Annotated in this window: 20 protein-coding genes; 9 read left to right on the forward strand and 11 right to left on the reverse strand. The window is 59.2% G+C overall.

From position 1 onward, the window contains the following. Positions 1-108 precede the first annotated feature (108 nt). Both AB4Z23_RS08010 and AB4Z23_RS08015 read left to right on the forward strand, forming a co-directional pair. Positions 109-1,620 carry a serine hydrolase domain-containing protein gene (locus AB4Z23_RS08010; RefSeq protein WP_441360048.1) on the forward strand — a complete coding sequence of 504 codons (1,512 nt, stop codon included), beginning with the start codon at positions 109-111 and terminating at the stop codon, positions 1,618-1,620. A gap of 88 nt (positions 1,621-1,708) precedes the next feature. Next, the gene (locus AB4Z23_RS08015; RefSeq protein ID WP_097100847.1) at positions 1,709-2,605 is read left to right on the forward strand and encodes a LysR substrate-binding domain-containing protein; all 897 of its coding nucleotides are present in this window, start codon (positions 1,709-1,711) and stop codon (positions 2,603-2,605) included. Positions 2,606-2,611: 6 nt separating this feature from the next. On the opposite strand, the gene AB4Z23_RS08020 is transcribed toward AB4Z23_RS08015, so the two are convergent. From AB4Z23_RS08020 to AB4Z23_RS08060, 9 genes are all read right to left on the reverse strand, one after another. Next, complete coding sequence (locus tag AB4Z23_RS08020) at positions 2,612-3,478, reverse strand: D-amino-acid transaminase (RefSeq protein WP_421477100.1); 867 nt, start codon at positions 3,476-3,478, stop codon at positions 2,612-2,614. 20 nt (positions 3,479-3,498) lie between these two features. Next, a complete protein-coding gene (locus AB4Z23_RS08025; RefSeq protein ID WP_421477102.1) occupies positions 3,499-4,557 on the reverse strand; it encodes a DmpA family aminopeptidase in 1,059 nt (352 codons plus the stop codon). Positions 4,558-4,700: 143 nt separating this feature from the next. Continuing rightward, a complete protein-coding gene (locus AB4Z23_RS08030) occupies positions 4,701-5,663 on the reverse strand; it encodes a sugar kinase (RefSeq protein WP_421477104.1) in 963 nt (320 codons plus the stop codon). A gap of 49 nt (positions 5,664-5,712) precedes the next feature. Next, on the reverse strand, positions 5,713-6,771 hold the full coding sequence (locus AB4Z23_RS08035) for an ABC transporter ATP-binding protein (RefSeq protein WP_013636780.1): 1,059 nt from the start codon (positions 6,769-6,771) through the stop codon (positions 5,713-5,715). A gap of 32 nt (positions 6,772-6,803) precedes the next feature. Next, positions 6,804-7,640: a carbohydrate ABC transporter permease gene (locus AB4Z23_RS08040; RefSeq protein WP_003504003.1), complete on the reverse strand. Its 837-nt coding sequence runs from the start codon at positions 7,638-7,640 to the stop codon at positions 6,804-6,806. Then, positions 7,640-8,578, reverse strand: coding sequence for a carbohydrate ABC transporter permease (locus AB4Z23_RS08045; protein WP_421477106.1), 939 nt, complete (start codon positions 8,576-8,578; stop codon positions 7,640-7,642). Before AB4Z23_RS08045 ends, AB4Z23_RS08040 begins: the two co-directional genes overlap by 1 nt. After that, positions 8,578-9,909 (reverse strand): ABC transporter substrate-binding protein, encoded by a 1,332-nt coding sequence (locus tag AB4Z23_RS08050; protein WP_421477108.1) that lies wholly within the window; start codon positions 9,907-9,909, stop codon positions 8,578-8,580. The genes AB4Z23_RS08045 and AB4Z23_RS08050 overlap by 1 nt, the downstream gene beginning before the upstream one ends. A gap of 104 nt (positions 9,910-10,013) precedes the next feature. Then, positions 10,014-10,670, reverse strand: coding sequence for a GntR family transcriptional regulator (locus AB4Z23_RS08055; protein ID WP_003504009.1), 657 nt, complete (start codon positions 10,668-10,670; stop codon positions 10,014-10,016). A gap of 21 nt (positions 10,671-10,691) precedes the next feature. Further along, a complete protein-coding gene (locus AB4Z23_RS08060; protein WP_113076423.1) occupies positions 10,692-11,576 on the reverse strand; it encodes a dihydrodipicolinate synthase family protein in 885 nt (294 codons plus the stop codon). A 280-nt stretch (positions 11,577-11,856) separates the two neighbouring features. Between AB4Z23_RS08060 and AB4Z23_RS08065 the strand changes: the two genes are divergently transcribed. The 7 genes from AB4Z23_RS08065 (at position 11,857) to rutF (ending at position 17,138) form a co-directional block, all read left to right on the forward strand. After that, positions 11,857-12,468 carry a biliverdin-producing heme oxygenase gene (locus AB4Z23_RS08065; protein WP_421477110.1) on the forward strand — a complete coding sequence of 204 codons (612 nt, stop codon included), beginning with the start codon at positions 11,857-11,859 and terminating at the stop codon, positions 12,466-12,468. A 463-nt stretch (positions 12,469-12,931) separates the two neighbouring features. Next, the gene (gene rutA, locus AB4Z23_RS08070; protein WP_003504013.1) at positions 12,932-14,023 is read left to right on the forward strand and encodes a pyrimidine utilization protein A; all 1,092 of its coding nucleotides are present in this window, start codon (positions 12,932-12,934) and stop codon (positions 14,021-14,023) included. Beyond that, the gene (rutB, locus tag AB4Z23_RS08075) at positions 14,020-14,760 is read left to right on the forward strand and encodes a pyrimidine utilization protein B (protein WP_003514094.1); all 741 of its coding nucleotides are present in this window, start codon (positions 14,020-14,022) and stop codon (positions 14,758-14,760) included. Before rutA ends, rutB begins: the two co-directional genes overlap by 4 nt. 26 nt (positions 14,761-14,786) lie before the next feature. Then, on the forward strand, positions 14,787-15,173 hold the full coding sequence (gene rutC, locus AB4Z23_RS08080; protein WP_003492069.1) for a pyrimidine utilization protein C: 387 nt from the start codon (positions 14,787-14,789) through the stop codon (positions 15,171-15,173). 14 nt (positions 15,174-15,187) lie between these two features. Then, entirely contained in the window at positions 15,188-15,979 is a 792-nt protein-coding gene (gene rutD, locus AB4Z23_RS08085) for a pyrimidine utilization protein D (RefSeq protein WP_421477112.1), read from the forward strand. Between the two features lie 17 nt (positions 15,980-15,996). Next, complete coding sequence (locus AB4Z23_RS08090; protein ID WP_421477114.1) at positions 15,997-16,587, forward strand: malonic semialdehyde reductase; 591 nt, start codon at positions 15,997-15,999, stop codon at positions 16,585-16,587. 26 nt (positions 16,588-16,613) lie between these two features. Next, positions 16,614-17,138, forward strand: coding sequence for an NADH-dependent FMN reductase RutF (gene rutF / locus AB4Z23_RS08095; protein ID WP_421477116.1), 525 nt, complete (start codon positions 16,614-16,616; stop codon positions 17,136-17,138). A gap of 175 nt (positions 17,139-17,313) precedes the next feature. Here rutF and AB4Z23_RS08100 read toward each other — a convergent pair whose 3' ends face one another. Both AB4Z23_RS08100 and AB4Z23_RS08105 read right to left on the reverse strand, forming a co-directional pair. Then, positions 17,314-18,747, reverse strand: a complete 1,434-nt coding sequence (locus tag AB4Z23_RS08100) for an NAD(P)(+) transhydrogenase (Re/Si-specific) subunit beta (protein WP_003514086.1) — start codon at positions 18,745-18,747, stop codon at positions 17,314-17,316. A gap of 19 nt (positions 18,748-18,766) precedes the next feature. Further along, complete coding sequence (locus AB4Z23_RS08105; RefSeq protein WP_421477408.1) at positions 18,767-20,341, reverse strand: Re/Si-specific NAD(P)(+) transhydrogenase subunit alpha; 1,575 nt, start codon at positions 20,339-20,341, stop codon at positions 18,767-18,769. Between the last annotated feature and the right edge of the window lie 163 nt (positions 20,342-20,504).

The raw sequence follows: 20,504 nt of genomic DNA on the forward strand, positions 1-20,504 counted from the left end.
CGCACATAGATCGAGCGGATGCTGCTCGCTTCTTCTTCCCACCGGGGAGAAGGTCGCGGCAGCGGTATGAGGCTTCCCACAAGACCCACGAAGACACGAGACCGAACAATGTCACAGCAATTCGACTGGAACGCCGCTTCGACGCTTGCCGAGAGTTTCGTCTCGCAATGGGCCGGCAACGAGCCAGGCGGAGCAGTGATCGGTTTCGATCTCAATGGCATCCGTTTTGCCCATGCGGGCGGGGTTGAGAGCCTTTCGACGTTTGCGCCGTTCACGCCGAAAAGCGTGGTGCGTTACGCTTCCGTCACCAAACATGCCTTCTGTGCCATGGTGCTTGCCCATTCCGATCTGATCGGGCTTGACGATCCACTCGGAAAGCATCTGCCGGAGCTGCAATCGCCACTCCGCGACGTCACTGTCGGGCAGGCGCTGGATATGAGCGGCGGATTGCCGGACACGCGCGAATGCCTCTCGCTGCTTGGTCTTTCCGTCTACACCGAAACGAAGGCCGGCCCGCTTCTAGACTATCTGTCGCGGCTGACCCGGCTAAACTTTCCGGCCGGCAGCGAGGTTTCCTATTCGAATACCGGTTATCGTCTGGTCGAGGCGGCGCTGGAGCGCCATGGCTTCCGTTTTGACGATTTCGTGCAGACGCAAATTGCCGGCCCGTTCGGTGTTTTCCTGAAGGCGCCGGACGTCTGGAACGATCCGGTGGACGGATTGGTGCCGGGTTACTGGAAGGCTGAGAGCAACTGGCAACTTTCGGCGGCGGGGCTGCATATTTCCGCTTCGGGCAGTCTTGCCGGCAGTGCCGAAGCGCTGACCCGCTGGCTGCAGGGGCTGATGCGCGGAGAGGGCAGCTTTGCCGCCGTCCTGGACGGGCTTTCCACCGAGCGGCGGCTCGCCGATGGACGGATGAGCGAATATGGTCTCGGCCTGCGCTGGTCACATCTCGGCGACAGACGTTTCGTCGGTCATGGCGGTTCGCATCCCGGCTACAAGACGTATTTCCTTCTCGACCCGGAAAACGGCACGGGTTTCGTCGTGGTATCGAACCGCGAGGATACAAACGGCTTCAAGATTGCGCTGGAAAGCATGGCGGCCCTGACCGGTCTGCCTCTACCCAAACCCGCCGCCAGCTTGCCGGAAGGCCTCTATGTCACCGAAAGCGGACCTTGGTGGCTGGAGATCAAGGGCAGTACCTCGACCTTCATCGATGGCGACGACACGCTTTATGAAGATGCCGATGGCTGGGTGTCATCGCGCTCCGCATCCTCTCCGATGCTTCTGAGGCTCGAGGGCGACGCGATCGTCGGCGAGGCAGGCCACGCCGCTCGTCGGTTCCTGCCGGTTGGTGACCATGCGGTGCCCGATGAGCTTTCCGGAACTTGGCGCTCTACCGAAGGGACGGAATTTACGATTTCCGGTTCGTCGCTGACCATGGGTATCGGTCCCACGCGCCGCTCCATGCCTTTGACGGCGCTCGGCAATGGTCGCTTCCTCTTCACGCTCTCGGACGGGCCGTGGACGAAGCGCATCTGCCTCAATCAATTGAGCGACAGCCGGATAGAGCTTGTAGCGAGCCGGGCGCGAATGATCGAATATTCAAGAAGCCTTTAAGAGGGTTTCAATCAGCTGCCATTGCTCCTAATAAAGACCCTTGTTCCAGCTAAAGGCCGGTTCAACATCTTTGTGGGAGAACAGGCCCTTGGAAGTCAAATGGCTCGAGGATTTCCTGGCGCTGGCCGGAACGCTCAATTTTTCGAAGGCGGCGGAAGAGCGACATGTGACGCAATCCGCTTTCAGCCGGAGGATCAAGCAGCTGGAAGCCTGGGTGGGCGCGACGCTGGTCGATCGCGCTTCCTATCCCTCACGACTGACCGAGGCCGGGGTGAAGTTCGTTCCGGTGGCGCAGGAAACCCTGAAGCAGCTTTACCACGCCCGTCGCACCCTGTTGCAGGAAGACGGTGAGGATGCCAGAACAGTGCGGCTGACGGCGCTGCACACGCTGTCTTTCACCTTCTTCCCGGACTGGCTGAAACGGGTGAACGAGAAGGCGGGACCGCTGTTTTCGGTTCTGCGGCCTGATTCCGGCAGCATGGAGGAGAACCTCAATTCGCTGGTTGACGGGCAGAGCGATTTCCTTCTGACCTACGCTCACCCCGAAGTGCCGATGCTGCTCGATGCGCAGACCTTCGAATTCCGCGTGCTTGGCGCGGAAAACATCATTCCCGTTTCCGCCCCCGCGGAGGATGGCGCACCGCTGCACAGCCTGACGGAAAGCGCGAAAAAACCCTTTGCCTATCTGGATTACGAAAAAGCATCGTTCTTCGGGCCGCTGTTGCGCGATCTCCTGAGTGCGCGCCTGCCGAAATTCGAGCGGGTGCATGAGGGCAGCATGTCGGTGGGGCTGAAAGCCATGGCGATGGCGGGATGGGGTGTTGCCTGGGTGCCGGAAAGCCTGATGCGGCACGAGCTGGATAGCGGCGCGCTGGTGCGTGCCGCCGATCACAGTTTCGATATTGCCGTGGATATCCGGCTTTATCGTTCCAAGGAGAACCGCCGTCCCGTTGTCGAGCGCATATGGGCGGTTCTCGAAGATTGATCCTGGTCAGATCGCGGTGCGGTGGGCGTTTTCGAGATAGAGCGCGCGCAGGCGTTTCACCATCGCGCCTGGTTTGCCATCACCCACCGGCTTGCCGTCGATCTTCGTCACCGAAACCACGAAGTTGGAGGCGCTGGTCAGGCAGGCTTCGTCTGCGTTCATCGCTTCTTCCAGCGTGAAAGGCCGTTCTTCCAGCGTGAAACCGGCCTCCTTGGCCAGTTGCAGGGCGGCAAGGCGGGTGCAGCCGGGCAGGGTCTTGTTGCTGTTGCCGCGGGTGATGATCTTCCTGTCGCCGGTGATGATATAGGCGGTGGAGGATGCGCCTTCGGTGACGAAACCATCCTCGATCATCCACGCCTCATCGCAGCCTTCAGCCTTGGCGATGCGTTTAGCCATGACCTGCGGCAGCAGGCAGACGGTCTTGATATCACGGCGCGCCCAGCGCTGGTCGGGAACGGATTTGATCGCAATGCCGGCCTCTTCCACGGCGGTGCCGACGAGTTTTTTGGCCTGCGTGAACATCACCAGCGTCGGCTTCAAATCGGCGGAAAACAGGAAGTTGCGGTCTTCCGCGCCGCGCGTCAGTTGCAGGTAGATCATGCCTTCGACGAGGTTGTTGTCGGCAATCAGGCGACGTTCGGCCTCGACGATTTCCTTTGTTGTGACCGGCAGCGGCACGTCGATTTCGCGGGCGCTGCGTTCCAGCCGCGCCATGTGCAGGTCGCTGTCGATCAGCTTGCCTTCGAGAACGGAGGTAACTTCATAAATGCCGTCGCCGAACAGGAAGCCGCGGTCGAAGATGGAAAGGCGGGCTTCCGCCTCGGGCAGGAATTCGCCGTTGAGATAAACGATGCGACCGGATTGGCTAGTCATGAAAACTCCGTCTGGAAAAGTCAGGCTGAAAGAAGGGTTTTAAGCGTATCGATGGAAATGGCCTCGACCGTGGAGACCTTGCCGGTTCCAGCGTTGAAGCCTGATGTCGTTGTTGCCGCGCATAGCGAATTTAGGATCGCCTCTTCGGTCGCCTCTATCGCAGCTTCGAACAGTGGCGAGATCGCATCGTTGGAAAGCTCAGGAAAATCCGCCACGGCCTTGCGGCGTGCGGGTGTTTTGCGAAGCCGCTCGTTGGTGGAAAATGCCAGCGCATAATCGCCGGAACCATTGCTCAGTGCCGCACCGGTGCGCGAGAGGCCGCCGAAGCTCCTAGCGGCCAAGCGCTTCAAATTGCGCGACGACAGCGGCGCATCGGTTGCGACGATGATGACGATGGAACCGTCCTTGTCCCTGTGCTCCGGGCTCACATAGGGTTTGCCGCAGACGAGAAGATGGCCGCCATAATTGGACTGCACGAGAACGCCGAGCGTATAGGTTTCTCCGGCAGTCGGTACCATGCGGGATGCTGTTCCGATGCCGCCCTTCATGCCGAAAGCCACCGTGCCGGTTCCAGCACCAATGCCACCCTCGGCCACCGGGCCTGTGGCAGCGTTTTTCAGCGCGGCCGAAATTTCCTCGACGGTCGGGCGTCCAGCGCGGATGTCGTTTAGGCGGGAATCGTTGGTCTCTCCGACGACCGCATTGATCGACACCACTTTTTCGTTACCCGGCTGCGCCAGTGTGTGGCGGTTGATCGTCTCGATTGCCCGGCCGGTTGCAAGCGTATTGGTGAGGATGACAGGCGTTTCGAGTTCGCCGAGTTCCTCGATCTGGGTCGAGCCTGCAAACTTGCCGAAACCATTATAGACGGCGAAGGCGGCGGGCACCTTGTCCTGAAAAAGATTGCCGCCATGCGGCAGGATCGCGGTTGCGCCGGTGCGGATCGTGTCGCCTTCGATGACGGTCGAATGGCCGATCGTCACGCCTTCGACATCGGTGATGGCATTGAGCGGGCCGGTCTCGAAATGGCCGGGCGGCAAGCCGATATCGCGCAGTCTCGGGCGGGTCGTCTGATGCATCGGGCGATCACTTTTGCGGAATGCAGGCTCAAGGTGGAACAAGCGCGGCTTGCGAAAAGCTTTGCTCTGACTTGACGTTAGCCTAGTTCGCCGGGAAACGGCATCGCAAAAATGGAATAGTTTTATGCGGGCAATGGATGCGCTCAGAAGGCGCGTAGCGCCGGTCCCCGTTCACGCTCCAGCCATTGCCGCATCGCGTCTTCGGTCTCTTCGCGTGTGGGTGCCCCGATGCGACCACCGAAGACGGTGCATTTCAGGGCAGCCGCAACGGAGGAGAGCCGGATGGCCGCGCGGCTCTCCATGCCTTCGGCTATGGCAAGCGCAAAGGTGCCGTGGAAAATGTCGCCTGCCGCCAGCGTATCCACCGCCTTGACCTGCATCGTTTCCTGAAAATGGACATTGGGATCGCCAGCTTCCGTCCACCAGCAGCCTGCCGGTCCGGCGGTGACGGCGATGAAGGTTTGTGGGTAGCGGGCGTGCAGCACAGGCAGCATGTCCTCTACCGTCTCAAGCCCCGTCAGCCGGGCGGCGGCGGGTTCGGAAAAAACGATGTGGGTTGCGGCGGGTGCGAGCTTTTCGAGGATTTCAACCGGCGCAACGTCGCCGTCGAGAATGGCGTGTTTGCCGAGCGCGCGTGTCACATCAAGAACATCGAGCGCCAGTTCCGGCCAGCGCACATCCACCAGCACGGCGTCGTAAGCGGCGAGGTCCGCTGGTGTGCAGGAGCGCTTCTTCTCATGCAGCCTGTGATCATAAAAAGGCACGATCAGCCTTTCACCGCGATCATCGATAATGATCGTGGAGAGTGCGGAGCGTGCGCCGGCGGCGACTGTCATGCCTGTGGTGTCGATGCCGCTTTCGGCGAGATCGCGCAGGATACGGGTGCCGGTCTCGTCGTCGCCCACAGCACCCCAAAGGCTGGCGCGCCCGCCCATGCGGTGCACCGCATGGGCTGCGCTGGATGCCATGCCCTCGGCGATCTGCAACATTTCGTAAGGCAGGACCTTGCCTTCGCCCTTTGGCATGTCATGGACGCGAAACAGGGTGTCGAGCACGGCTGCACCCACGCACAGCACATGTTTGCGACTCTCGTGTTGGCTGTCCATGCCCGTCACCCTATGTCTTTGTCTTACACAATTTTACTCGGCATGCGCCTTAGATGCGCTTGCCGGTTGCCTTGTCGAAAAGGTGAACCATTTCCGGGTCGATGGCGATATGGATCGTATCGCCGAACCGCACGTCCAGCCGCTCACGGAACAGGCAGGCAATCTCGTCGCCCTTGCAGTTCAGCTTAGCATAGATTTCCGAACCGGTGCCTTCGACCAGTTCGACCCGGCCTTCGATACCGCCGCTTGCTGCACGGATATGTTCCGGGCGCACGCCGTAGACGAGGTCGCGGCCGCCCAGTGCGGCAATGTCGCTGTTGGCTGGCAGGGGAAGGCTTAAGCCCTTCACGGTGCGGAACACGCCTTCTTCGACGCGTCCACGAATGAAATTCATCGCAGGCGAACCGATGAAACCGGCAACGAAGAGGTTGGCCGGGCGGTCGTAAAGCTCGAGCGGCGCGCCGATCTGCTCGATCACGCCGTCATGCAGCACCACGATCTTGTCGGCCATGGTCATGGCTTCCACCTGGTCGTGCGTGACGTAGATGGTGGTGGTGCCGATGCGCTGGTGCATGGCCTTGATCTCGCCGCGCATCTGCACGCGCAGCTTGGCGTCGAGGTTTGACAGCGGTTCGTCAAACAGGAAGACCTGCGGATCGCGCACCAGCGCGCGTCCCATGGCTACACGCTGGCGCTGGCCGCCGGAAAGCTGGCGCGGATAACGGTCGAGCAGCTTGTCCAGCCCCAGAATGGCGGCAGCCTTGTCGACCTTGGCCTTGGTTTCGTCGGCGCTCACCTTCTTCAGCTTCAGCGCGAAGCCCATATTATCCTTCACCGTCATGTGCGGATAAAGGGCGTAGTTCTGGAAGACCATGGCGATATCGCGGTCGCGGGCAGGCAGGTTGCTCACCTCACGCGCGCCGATGTGGATTTCGCCGTCGCTGACCTCCTCAAGCCCCGCAATCATGCGCAGCAGGGTGGATTTGCCGCAGCCGGAAGGGCCGACCAGCACGACGAATTCGCCATCCTTGATATCGATATCGATGCCGTGGATGATATTGACCGCGCCGAAGCGCTTCTGGACGTTTAGAATATTGACCGGTGCCATGTTTTTGGTTCCCGTATTTTTAATTGGTTGATTCAGCCGCCCTTGACGGCGCCGGCGGTCAGGCCCGCCACGATCTGTTTCTGCGCGAACATGGTGAGCAGCAGCACCGGCAGCGTCACGATCAGCGCGGCTGCGGCAAGCGGTCCCCAGCTCACCTGTTCGAAGGACAGCATGTTGTAGACCGCCACCGGCAGGGTGCGCGTTTCACGGCTGGCCAGCACGATGCCGAAGACGAAGTTGTTCCACGAGAAGATGACCGCCAGAATGAAGGAGACGACGATGCCGGGCTTGGCAATCGGCAGCGCCACCAGCCGGAACACCTGCCAGGAGGATGCGCCATCGATGCTTGCCGCTTCTTCCAGTTCCTTCGGTGTGGTTTCGAAATAACCGATCATGATCCAGACCACGATCGGAACCGTCACCACGAGATGGATGATGATCTGCGGCCAGAGTGTGCCGAGCAGGTTCAGCCATTGGAACAGCAGGAACAGCGGAATGAGGAAGGAGAGGCCGGGCGTCATGCGGGCGATCATGATGACGACAGCCGACTTTTCCGCCTTCAGCCGGGCGATGCCGTAACCGGCAGGCACGCCGATCACCAGCGCCAGAATGGTGGCCGCACCGGTGACGAGCACCGAATTCCAGAAATAGAGGAAGAAATTATTCTCCTCGAACACCTTCACATAGTTCGACCATGCGAAACGCTCGGGGATGAGGATCGGCGGATAGGCGCCGTTGTCGATTTCATATTTCAGCGACAGCGAGATCATCCAGATGAAGAACAGGATAACAGGCGAAATCATCACCAGCGCCACGAAAAACAGGCCGATGCGGTCGAGGTTTTTACGTTTGAGCAATTGGCGAGCCATCAGCGATCCTCCATCTCGTTCCATTGCGCACGCTGGCGCACCATCAAAAGCACAAAGGACAGCGCCACGATGATGATGAAGAAGACGACGGCCATGGCCGAGCCGTAACCGATGTCGTAGTAGGAAAACGCCGTGTTGTAGAGGTAGATGTTGATGGTTTCCGAGGCCGTGCCAGGGCCGCCCTGCGTCATCGCGTAGATGATGTCGAAGCTTTTGACGGCATCGATGGAACGGATGATGACGGCGATCATCAGGAACGGCGCGATCATCGGCATGGTCAGGTAACGAAACTTCTGCCAGGCGTTGGCACCGTCGATTTCGGCGCTCTCATAGGGTTCGCGGGGTACTGCAGCCAGTCCGCCGAGCACGATCAGCATGACGAGCGGCGTCCATTGCCAGGTTTCCACCAGCACCAGCGAGGGGATGACGGTGGACTGGTTGTAGATCCATTCCAGCGGTCCGATATGGATGAAGGACAAGAGATAGTTCAGAACGCCGAGCTGCGGGTGGAACATCATGGTCCAGACGAGCGCGATGGCGACCGGGGTCGCCATCATCGGCATCACGAACACGCCGCGCAGAAGACCGCGCAGCGGAAACTGCGCATCGAAAACCAGCGCCGCCAATGTTCCCAGAAACAGCGGAGCGACGACCGACAGCACGGTATAGATGAGGGTGTGCCAGAGCGATTCCCAGAACCTCACGTCGCTTGCGAGCCTTATATAGTTATCGAAACCGATAAAGCTCTGCTCCTGTCCGAGCGTCCAGCGATGGACGCTCATCCACAGGGTGAAGACCCACGGAAAAACGATAACCGCCGAGATGACGACAAGTGCCGGTATGACGAAAGGCCAGTAGTTGGGAGCAAGCCTTGCGGGCCTGCTCCCTTCTTTCCGGCTGACGCCTGTTTTGGTGTTTTCGATGCTCACGGAGGCCATTATCCCTCGCTACGCGCCAGAACGGGTGCGAACTGTTCCGTCGCTTTTTTCAGCTCAGCTGCCGGGTCCGCGCCGCCGATCATGTTGGTGAGGCCGACGCCGTAGATGTCGCGGAATTCCGTGACCGGAATGATGACCGGTAGGGCAAGCTGCGAGACCTTGCCGGAACCGACGACCGCATCCAGCCAGGCGGCCGGCATCTTCACGCCCTCACGCACCTTCTGGTCTTCGAGGATGGACTGGCGGAACGGAACGCCTGCACCCGCCTGCAACAGGCGCGCGCCCATGTCGTGCGAGATCGCCCATTGGCAGAAGAGGTAGGCCGCTTCCTTCTTGCTGCTGGCTTCGACGACACCAAGGCCATCGCCGAAGGTGCCGGCCGCCTGTACTGCCGGGCCCTTCGGCATGACACCGTAACCGACCTTGCCGACAACGCGGGATTTTTCCGGGTTTTCGATCGGCGGTGCAAAACCGACGCCATCGAACCACATGCCGATCTTGCCCTGAAGGAAGGCAGACTGCGCTTCGGCCCAGTTGAAGCCGGAAACGCCGGGAGGGGCGGCTTTGGTCATCAAGCGTTGATAGAGTTTCGCGGCCTCGACCGCTTCCTTGGATTCGGTGTCGACCTTTCCGTCCGCGCCGATCGGCTTTGCGCCGTAACCCAGCATCAACGAAGTCCAGACCGGGGTGTTGGCGTTCTTCAGGCCGCGGGCGACGAAACCGTAGGTGTTGGTTGCGGGATCGGTGATCTTTTCCGCTGCCGTCACCAGTTCCTCGAAGGTCTCAGGGTATTTCAGGCCCTTGGCTTCGAAGAGTTCCTTGTTCCAGTAGACGATCCAGTAATCCACCGAGAAGGGCAGCGAGCGCAGCACGCCGTCGCTATCCTTGGCAAACAGCATGCCGGCTTCGGCGAAATCCTTTTCGACGAGGGACGGATCGGTCAGCGACGGGTCCTTCAGGAAGCCGCTGATATCGGCCAGCCACTTGCCTTTTTCGAACTGTCTCTTCTGCACGTGGTAGCTCAGATGAACGACGTCGAAGCTCGGCTTGCCGGAGGAAAGCTCGATTACCACCTTCTGGCGCTGCTGCTGTTCAGGCGTTGCTTCGGCATTGACCTTGATGCCGGTCAGTTCCTCGAATTCGCCCAGATATTTGATCAGCGTTTCGCTGCGCGGGCTTTTGACCAGGTTGACTTCAAGCGTGGTGCCGGCGTGTTTTTTCCAGTTCACCGCCGCCGATGCGGGGCGGATGCCGAGCACCGCGCTGCCACCGATCGCTGCCGTGCCTGCCAGAAAGGCGCGACGCGTGGGGTTGAGCAATGAATGCCTCATGTCAGTTCTCCTCCAGTTAGCCGGAAATTCTCCTCACCTCCGGCTTGTTGCTTATTTTCATGCAATTCCGGCCGGGACCTTTCTTCTGCCCTACCGGAATTGCCCTATACTGCCAGCGCCCTGTCCCTTGCGTTGCGGATATGGGCGGTCAGCCGCTCCACGGCGTCTTCGACAGATCGCTTCTCAATGGCTTCGAGAATGGCGAGGTGTTCTTTCATCACCGATTTGACATGGCCTGCGATGCGAAAGCGCTCCTGATTGATGAGGCGCATCTTGATGGAATTGACCCTGTAGGCGTTCGAGATGATCGAATTGCCGAGACTATCGATGAAGGCGTCGTGCATGCCCCAGTCCACCTGCTGCGCGTGCTGGTCCAGCTCCGGCGATTCCCCACCGTTTTCCGTCGCCTCGACGATATCGCGGTGCTGTTTCAACAGCTTGGCGATGGTCTCGTCCGAGGCCGAACGCGTAAAGAGCGCCACGGCCTCCTTCTCGAGAAAGATCCGGAACTGGAACGCCTCGCGGATGAGGTTGATGTCGATATGGGCGACCTGCAATCCCCGCTGCGGCACGGTCTTGATCAGACCTTCCGCCTCCAGCCGTGGAATTGCTTCCCGGATCGCGCCCAGCGGCAGACCCGTCAATTCCACGAGGCGGCGTTGCGAGATGAATTGCCCAGGGCGAACGTCGCGCGAGAGAAGGTGATGCGTAAAGCTTTCATACGCCCGTTCCCGCAATGTCTGTTCGCCGGTATCGTCCATGCTCAACCTTTCAAGGTCTGTTCAGGCGGCCTGTTTGCGAAACAGCGCGTCGAATGCGCCTTCGATCTGCCGCCGGCCCTCCGGTGAAATGGCAACGAGCGGCGCGCGCACGTCAGACCAGATATTTTCCCCTGTCGTGTGTGATACCAGCACCTTGACGGCGGGCGTAACCGGAAATTTCAGAAGTTCCACAACAAGATCAACGATGCGCGCATCGTCCTTGCCGTCAACGGCCATGGCGCGGACTTCCTGCGTCAGGAAATTGGCAACGCCGGAGATGGCTCCCTGACCGCCCAGGCGAACGCCCTTGGCCAGATCACGCTCATCGCCGATCAGAATGGCGAGATCGCCGTGTTCTTTCAGCAGGCGCTCTGTGTGGCTCCAGTTGCCTGAGGAGTCCTTCACGCCGGTGACGATGCCCGGAAACGCTTGTCTCAGCCGCCCCACCAGTTCGACCGACAGTGTTACCATGGTCACGGAAGGGATGTTATAGACGAGAATGTCGCGCGCGCCCTTGCCGATCTTTTGGAAAACCGCCGAGAACCAGGCAAACAGGCCGTCATCGCTGACATTCTTGAAATAGGATGGTGGGGCCAGAAGAATATTGCGGGCACCTGCGTTTAGGGCCTCGGCGGATTGGTCGGCCGCATCCTCGATGGAATCCACGAGAACGCCGGTGACCAGACGGGAAGGCGCAATGCCCGCCTCAATGAAGCGGGAGAGAATGACCTGCCGTTCGCGGCTGCCGACGGAGCATCCCTCGCCGGTGGTGCCGAAGAGTGTCACGCTGTCGCAACCATTTGCAAGGCAACGGCGGGCATGCGCGATCATGGCGTCTGTATCGACGGTTCCGTCAGTTTTGAAAGGGGTCGTCAGTGCTGCCGAAAGGCCGAATTTCTGGGTCAATTAAGATGCTCCTCCAAGATGGCTGCAGATTGATGGCACACTGACATGTTAGTTGTAAAGCGGTAATTACAGAATGATTGTTCGGGAGGCTGGAAAGGGGGGAATTGGCTTCTATAGCTGCCTCAGGATCTGTGTTGCGCCCGGTGAGGCATGGAGTGTTTACACCGGTTTACGCGAATGCCATTTTTTAGCGATGCACAGGAAAAATGCTAAAATAAATTTGACTGTTTAAGTAAAGATTTTTATCAGGCAATCTGAATATGGGATAAAGGGAAGCGTCATGACCATTGTGGAGCAATCAGCGCCTGTGGAAGAGATCGAGCAGAGCCGCGTGAAGCGCCTGAGGGCTGCCACGCGTGGCGCGCATGGTGGTCTCGATACCTTCATCATGGCAGCGAAGCCGTTCGAGAGCCGGGAGAACTTCGGCAAATTCGTGGAAACGCAATATCTTTTCCATCGCGACCTCGATGCGTTTTTCTCCAATGAAACGCTTGATGGCCTGCTGCCTGATCTTAAGGGTCGTCGCCGTCTCTCCATGATAGAGCAGGACCTTGCCGATCTGGGACACGCCATTCCTGAAACAAACGAGCCGCGCTTTACCAGCGAAACGCCGTTCGATCTACCTGAGGCCATGGGCTGGCTTTATGTGGTCGAAGGCTCGAACCTCGGCGCGGCTTTCCTCCTGAAAGACGCAGCCAAGCTTGGCCTCACCGAAGAATTCGGCGCGCGCCATCTGGCCGGCGCTCCGGAAGGGCGCGGCCTGCATTGGCGTACCTTTACGGCCGCGCTCGATGAAATTTCACTGACCATCGAAGAAGAGGAGCGGGTCGTCGCCGGCGCCGAAGCCGCCTTCAGGGCCGTGCATGCCTACGCGCAGCAACGCCTCGGTTGAGGTTTTGGCATAGCTTGTCGCTGGTTGTCTTCACAGCGCTTGAAATGCCTCGTTGCACATTCGTGCTGACCTCGTCTTAGCGCCCCACGCCGTCACCCCGGGCTTGGTCCGGGGTCTAGTGCGATCAAGTGCTTGATCGCGCGGGGCTCTATTGGCGGCGCGGACGGGCCGCGGCTGGATACAGGATCAAGTCCGGCGTGACGGAGGAGTGGTTTTCGGCTGTCGTGCAACGCTTCAGAACCATTGTGAGAGCTACTCATTTCCCGCACATTGCGTTCGATATTTGCCGAATAAACAGGCATGTTAATTTACCAAATGATAAAAATTTTATCTTTTGGTAAAAAGAAATTCGCCTCCAAAAAATTATCCAATTGATAAAATTATTTTTTTTCGTCTGGCACGGAACCTGCTACTCTTTCTTCAAATCAGGAAAACGCCTGATGCCAAAAAAGGGAACAGCAAGATGGAAGTTGGTGTTTTTATACCGATCGGGAATAATGGGTGGCTCCTTTCCGAGAACGCGCCGCAATACAAGCCAAGCTTCGACCTGAACAAGGAAATCACGCTGAAGGCGGAAAAGTACGGCTTCGATTTCGCACTGTCGATGATCAAGCTGCGCGGCTTTGGCGGCAAGACCGAGTTCTGGGACTATAATCTGGAATCCTTCACCCTGATGGCGGGCCTCGCCGCCGTGACCTCCAAGATCAAGCTGTTCGGCACCGCCGCCACGCTTGTCATGCCGCCGGCCATCGTTGCGCGCATGGCGACGACGATCGATTCCATTTCCGGCGGGCGTTTCGGCATCAACCTTATTACCGGCTGGCAGCGTCCTGAATACAGCCAGATGGGCCTTTGGCCGGGCGACGATTATTTCGGTGATCGCTATGAATATCTCGGCGAATATACCTCCGTGCTGAAAGAGTTGCTGACGGAAGGGCAGTCGGACTTCAAGGGCAAGTTCTTTCAGATGGATGATTGCCGCATGAAGCCGGTGCCGCAGGGGGATGTGAAGCTCATCTGCGCCGGTTCCTCCAATTCCGGCATGGCGTTCTCTGCCAAATTCGCCGATTACAGCTTCTGCTTCGGCGTCGGCGTCAATACGCCAAAGGCTTTTGCACCCACCAATGAGCGACTTCTGGCGGCAACGGAAAAGTCGGGTCGCGAGGTTAAATCCGTCGTGCTGACCATGATCCTCGCGGAAGAAAAATCCGAGGATGCCTGGGCGAAGTGGGAGCATTACAAGGCGGGCGCGGATGAAGACGCGATCAAGTGGCTCGGCCTGCAGAGTTCTGTCGACACCAAGTCCGGCTCCGACACCAATGTCCGGCACATGTCCAATCCCGTCTCGGCGGTCAATATCAACATGGGAACGCTGATTGGCTCCTATGAGGAAGTAGCGGCGATGCTGGATGAAATGAGCGAAGTGCCGGGAACGGGCGGCGTGATGCTGACCTTTGACGATTTTCTCGAAGGCGTCGAAAAATTCGGCAAATATGTACAACCGCTGATGAAGAGCCGCCAGCATGTGCTGGCCGAACTGGAGGCAGCGGAATGAGTGAAGCCGTCGTGGCGGGTTACAAGGGGCCGGAAAGCCGTTCGGAAAGTGTCACACTTCCCGCAAGGCCGGAGCCGATTACCCTCAAGCCCAGCGAGACCGCCGTTGTCGTGGTCGACATGCAGAACGCCTATTCGACCGAGGGCGGTTATGTCGATCTTGCCGGGTTCGATATTTCCGGCGCCAAGGGCACCATCGCCAACATCAAGAAGACGCTGGATGCAGCGCGGGCGGCAGGTGTTCAGGTCATTTATTTTCAGAATGGCTGGGACAAGGATTATGTCGAGGCCGGTGGGCCGGGTTCGCCCAACTGGCACAAGTCCAACGCGCTGAAAACAATGCGCAAAAGGCCTGAATTGCAGGGCCAGCTGTTGGCCAAGGGCACATGGGACTATGCCATCGTTGATGAGTTGCAGCCGCAGCCCGGCGATATCTTGGTGCCGAAGACGCGTTATAGCGGCTTCTTTAACACCAATATGGACAGCGTTCTGCGTGCCCGCGGCATCCGCAATCTGGTGTTCGTCGGCATCGCCACCAATGTCTGCGTCGAAAGCTCGCTGCGCGACGCTTTCCATCTCGAATATTTCGGGGTGATGCTGGAGGATGCGACGCATCATTTGGGCCCGGACTATATCCAGCAGGCGACGGTCTACAATGTCGAGAAATTTTTCGGCTGGGTGGCGACCGTCAATGATTTCTGCGGCGTCATCTCGCAGGCCGCACCCGTCAGGGATTGATCCCCAAACACAAAGAGGAGAATGAAATGCCGAAGAAGATCGTCGTGCCTGCCGGTACAAGCAAACCCATCGCCCCTTTTTCGCCGGGAACCCTTGCCGATGGCGTGGTTTACGTTTCCGGTACGCTGCCATTCGACAAGGACAATAATGTCGTGCATGTGGGCGATGCCAGCGCCCAGACACGCCATGTTCTGGAAACCATCAAATCCGTTATTGAGACCGCCGGCGGCACGATGGAGGACGTGACGATGAACCACATCTTCATCACCGACTGGGCGAATTATCAGGCCGTAAACACAGTCTATGCCGAATATTTCCCCGGCGACAAGCCCGCGCGTTATTGCATCCAGTGCGGCCTCGTAAAGCCTGATGCACTGGTGGAAATCGCCACCGTCGCACATATCGGCAAGTAAGGCGAAACGGCAAAATGATGCATTTCGAGGTTCATGGCCGGGCCGAGCCTGAGGCGCCCACTATCCTGCTGTCATCGGGGCTGGGTGGATCGGGCGCCTATTGGGCGCCGCAGATCGAGGCCCTTTCCAGCCATTTCCGGATCGTTACCTATGACCATCGCGGAACTGGCCGGACCGGCGGCGAGGTGCCGGCAGATGGCGGCATATCGGCGATGGCCGATGATGTGCTTGAGATCGTCTCGGCGCTGAACCTCGAAAAATTTCACTTCATGGGCCATGCGCTTGGCGGTCTGATCGGACTCGATATCGCGCTTCGCAAGCCCGGCCTCATCGAAAGGCTTGTTCTTATCAATGCCTGGAGCAAGGCCGATCCGCATTCCGGGCGCTGCTTCGATGTGCGGATCGAGCTTCTGGAAAAATCCGGTGTCGAGGCTTTCGTGAAAGCCCAGCCGCTGTTTCTTTATCCGGCGGCCTGGATGTCAGAGCATCAGGAGCGGCTGGCACGTGACGATGCGCATGGCGTCGCGCATTTTCAGGGCAGGGCGAATGTGCTTCGGCGCATCGCGGCGCTCCGGGCCTTTGATATCGACGCGCACCTCGGCGAGATCGGCAATCCGGTTCTGGTAGTGGCAACCAGGGACGATCTTCTGGTGCCCTATACCCGGTCGCTGCGTCTTGTGGAGGGTTTGCCGCAAAGCGAGCTTTGCCTTCTCGATTTCGGAGCGCATGCGGTCAATATCACCGATTCTGACCTTTTCAACGCGCGGCTTTTGCAGTTTCTGCTACCGGCAACACAAACATTCTGACGGGATTTGAGAGTAAAATGACGAGAGCATTGGACGACGCTGCATTGGCAACACTTTTCACCGAGGCACGCACCCACAATGGCTGGACGGACAAGCCAATCGGGGATGAGACGCTGACAGCGCTTTATGACCTGACGAAGATGGGGCCGACCTCGGCCAATTGCTCGCCGGCGCGTTTCGTGTTCGTGCGCAGCCTGGAAGCCAAGGAAAAATTGAGGCCGGCGCTTTCTTCGGGCAATCTGGAAAAGACCATGGCAGCACCCGTCACGGTCATCGCTGCCATCGACAGCGAATTTTACGAGAAGCTGCCGATGCTGTTTCCCCATGCCGATGCGCGTTCCTGGTTCACCTCCAGTGCGGCGATAGCCGAGGAAACGGCATTCCGCAATGCCACGCTGCAAGCCGGTTATCTCATTCTTGCCGCCCGCGCGCTCGGGCTTGATACCGGAGCCATGTCCGGTTTCGACAAGGGCAAGGTGGATGCCGCATTTTTTGCGGGTACGACGTGGAAATCCAATTTCCTCATCAATCTTGGTTACGGCGATCCGTCGAAGCTGTTCGGCCGCCTGCCGCGACTTGCGTTCGAAGACGCCTGTGTTCTGGCTTGAGGGCCTGTTAAGGAAGGATGGTTTAGATGCGGATGATGTCTCTTGAAAAGGAAGCGGAAATGGAGACGAAGACTGCACAGGAACGCAGCCTCGATTATAGAAACGCCATGGCGCGGCTCGGTGCGGCAGTCAACATCGTCACCACGGACGGTGCGGCAGGCCGTGCGGGATTTGCAGCGACGGCCGTTTGCAGCGTTTCCGACAATCCGCCCACGCTTCTCGTCTGCCTCAACCGCGGCTCTTCCGCTTATAATGTGGTGAAGGGCAATGGCGTCATCTGCGTCAACACGCTTGCTTCGAGGCACGAGGTACTAAGCACCCTGTTCGGCGGCAAGACACCGGCGGAAGAACGTTTCGCTGCCGGAAGCTGGGGCGTGCTCGAAACCGGCGCTCCAGTTCTGGAAGACGCACTGGTCTCCTTCGATTGCCGCATTCGCGAGGCACATGATGGCGGCACGCACGATATCCTGATCTGCGATGTCGTCGATATGAAGATCAATGAGGGCGACGAAGCACTGATGTATTTCAACCGGCGTTACCGGGTGCTTTGAGAGCGGTCTCTGGGGCCGGTTGATACCCTTAACTCACGATCAGCTATTTGCGCGCCGTCATCCTCGGGCTTGTCCCGAGGATCTGCAACCGGGACAAGCCCGAGGATGACGGCGGAGCTTTCTTTTCACGTCAGTAAGAAGGGCGTTTCCGGTCTCCCGGAAACGCCCTTTTTCATTACTTGATCAGCGGCAAAAGATCGTTGATCGACTTCTTCGCATCGCCGTAGAACATGCGGGTGTTGTCCTTGTAGAACAGCGGGTTCTCGATGCCGGAATAGCCCGTGCCCTGGCCGCGCTTGGAAACGATGACCAGCTTGGATTTCCATACTTCCAGAACCGGCATGCCGGCGATGGGCGAGTTGGGATCGTCCTGTGCCGCCGGGTTGACGATGTCGTTGGAGCCGATGACGATGACGACGTCGGTATTGGGGAAATCGTCGTTGATCTCGTCCATTTCCAGCACGATGTCGTAGGGCACCTTTGCTTCGGCGAGCAGCACGTTCATGTGACCGGGAAGACGACCCGCAACCGGGTGGATGGCGAAACGCACGGTCTTGCCGTCGGCGCGCAGCTTGCGGGTCAGTTCGGAAACGGCCTGTTGTGCCTGTGCCACCGCCATGCCGTAACCGGGCACGATGATGACGCTGTCAGCGTCGTTCAGCGCTGATGCCACGCCTTCGGCATCGATTGCCACCTGCTCGCCCTCGATTTCCATCGCCGGGCCCGTCGTGCCGCCGAAGCCGCCGAGGATGACCGAGATGAAGGAGCGGTTCATGGCCTTGCACATGATGTAGGACAGGATCGCACCCGAGGAGCCGACAAGCGCACCGGTAACGATCAGGAGATCGTTGCCGAGCGTGAAGCCGATGGCCGCCGCCGCCCAGCCGGAATAGCTGTTCAGCATCGAGACGACGACAGGCATGTCTGCGCCGCCGATACCCATGATCAGGTGATAGCCGATGAAGAAGGCGGCAAGCGTCATCAGCACCAGCGTCCATGCGCCAGCACCGTTGCAATACATGATGAGCAGGACGAGCGACAGGATCGCGGCACCGGCATTGAGGACGTGTCCGCCCGGAAGCTTCTTCGCCTTGCCGTCCACCTTGCCGGCAAGCTTGCCGAAGGCGACGACGGAACCGGTGAAGGTGACGGCGCCGATGAAGACGCCGAGGAAGACCTCGACCTTCATGATTGCCAGTTCTACCGGCGTCTTGTGGGCGAGGAGGGCGGAAAAGCCTGTCAACAGGGAGCGCGCGGTCTCATCGAGCGAGGCGACATGCGCTTCCTCGATATGGGCGTTGAAGCCGATGAAGACGGCGGCCAGACCGACAAAGGAGTGAAGTGCTGCAACAAGCTGCGGCATCTCGGTCATCTGCACGCGGTTTGCGACGAAGTAGCCGAGAACGGCGCCACCCGCCAGCATCAGAAGTACGATGAACCAGTTGCCGACATCAGGTCCGAAGACCGTGGCGACAATGGCAAGACCCATGCCTGTTATGCCGTACCAGACGGCGCGCTTGGCGCTTTCCTGCCCGGAAAGACCACCGAGGGAGAGGATGAATAGAACGGCTGCGGCAACATAGGCCGCGGAAACGATACCAATGGTCATTATGTGTCCCCTACACGGCTCAGGACTTCTGGAACATGGCGAGCATGCGCCGTGTCACAAGGAAACCGCCGACGATGTTGATCGTCGCGATCAGGACGGAAAGTGAGGCAAGGATCACCACCAGCCAGTTGCCGGAACCGATCTGCAGCAGCGCGCCGATAATGACGATGCCGGAAATCGCGTTCGTCACCGCCATCAGCGGCGTGTGCAGCGAGTGGCTGACATTCCAGATGACGGAGAAGCCGATAAAGCAGGCGAGCACGAAGACGATGAAATGGCTCATGAAGCTTGCCGGCGCGTAAAGGCCGACGAGAAGCAGGGCCGCCGTACCGATGACGAGCAGACCGACCTGGCTTTTCGTCTGCGCCTTGAACTCGGCCCGTTCCTTGGCGTGCTTTTCCTCAGGCGTAAGCTCTTTTGCTCGTTCCTTGGGTTTCTGCGCGGCGATGGCCTGGATCTTCGGTGGCGGTGGCGGAAAGGTGATGTCGCCCTGATAGGTGACGGTCGCACCGCGGATGACGTCGTCTTCCATGTTGTGAACGACCTTGCCGTCCTTTGCGGGCGTCAGATCGGTCATCATGTGACGGATGTTGGTGGAATAGAGCGTTGAAGCCTGCGTGGCCATGCGGCTCGGGAAATCCGTATAGCCGATGACGATGACGCCATTGTCCGAGACGACGCGCTGGTCGGGCACCGTGAGATCGCAATTGCCGCCGCGCTCGGCGGCGAGATCGATGATGACCGAACCCGGCTTCATTGCCGCTACCATGTCGGCCAGCCACAGCTTCGGGGCGTCACGGCCGGGGATCAGCGCCGTGGTGATGACGATATCGATCTGCGGTGCCAGCTCGCGGAATTTCTCAAGCTGCTTTTCGCGGAATTCCGGCGAGGAGGGGGCGGCGTAACCGCCGGTCGCTGCGCCATCCTGGCTCTGGTCGGCGAAATCGAGATAGACGAATTCGGCGCCCATGGATTCGATCTGTTCGGCCACTTCCGGGCGCACGTCGAAGGCATAGGTAATGGCGCCGAGCGAGGTTGCCGTGCCGATGGCGGCAAGACCGGCAACCCCGGCACCGATGACCAGCACCTTGGCGGGCGGCACCTTGCCGGCGGCAGTTACCTGACCGGTGAAGAAGCGGCCGAAATTATTGCCGGCCTCGATGACGGCGCGATAACCGGCGATGTTGGCCATGGAGGACAGCGCGTCCATTTTCTGGGCGCGGGAAATGCGCGGCACCATGTCCATGGCGATGACATTTGCGCCCTTTTCCTTCGCCTGCTCCAGAAGGTCCTTGTTCTGTGCGGGATAGAAGAACGAGATCAGCGTCTTGTCCGAAGACAGGCGATCAATCTCCGACGTTTCCGGCGGACGAACCTTGGCGATGATGTCGGCAACTGTATAAAGCGCATCGGCGCTATCGACGATGGTGACACCGGCTGCGCGATAGGCGTCGTCGGAAAATCCCGCCGCCTTGCCCGCGCCTGTTTCGAGGATGCAATCATATCCGAGTTTCTGCAGGCCTTGCGCGCTGTCGGGCGTCATGCCGACGCGCGCCTCGCCATCATATAATTCCTTAGGCGTCCCGATTTTCAAAATGGCTCTCCCTTTTCCGCACGATAGGGCGTCATAGCCTATTTCGAGCGTTTTTGTCTTGTTTTTGGCGGTTTCTACCTGCGGCGGATTGACAGCATGCGAAAGGCCAGTTCGGGCACTGGCGGTACTGCGGCAATAAAAAACCCGGCGCGTCAGCGCCGGG

This window comes from Agrobacterium sp. MCAB5 (genome assembly GCF_052114365.1).
Lineage (GTDB): Bacteria > Pseudomonadota > Alphaproteobacteria > Rhizobiales > Rhizobiaceae > Agrobacterium > Agrobacterium tumefaciens.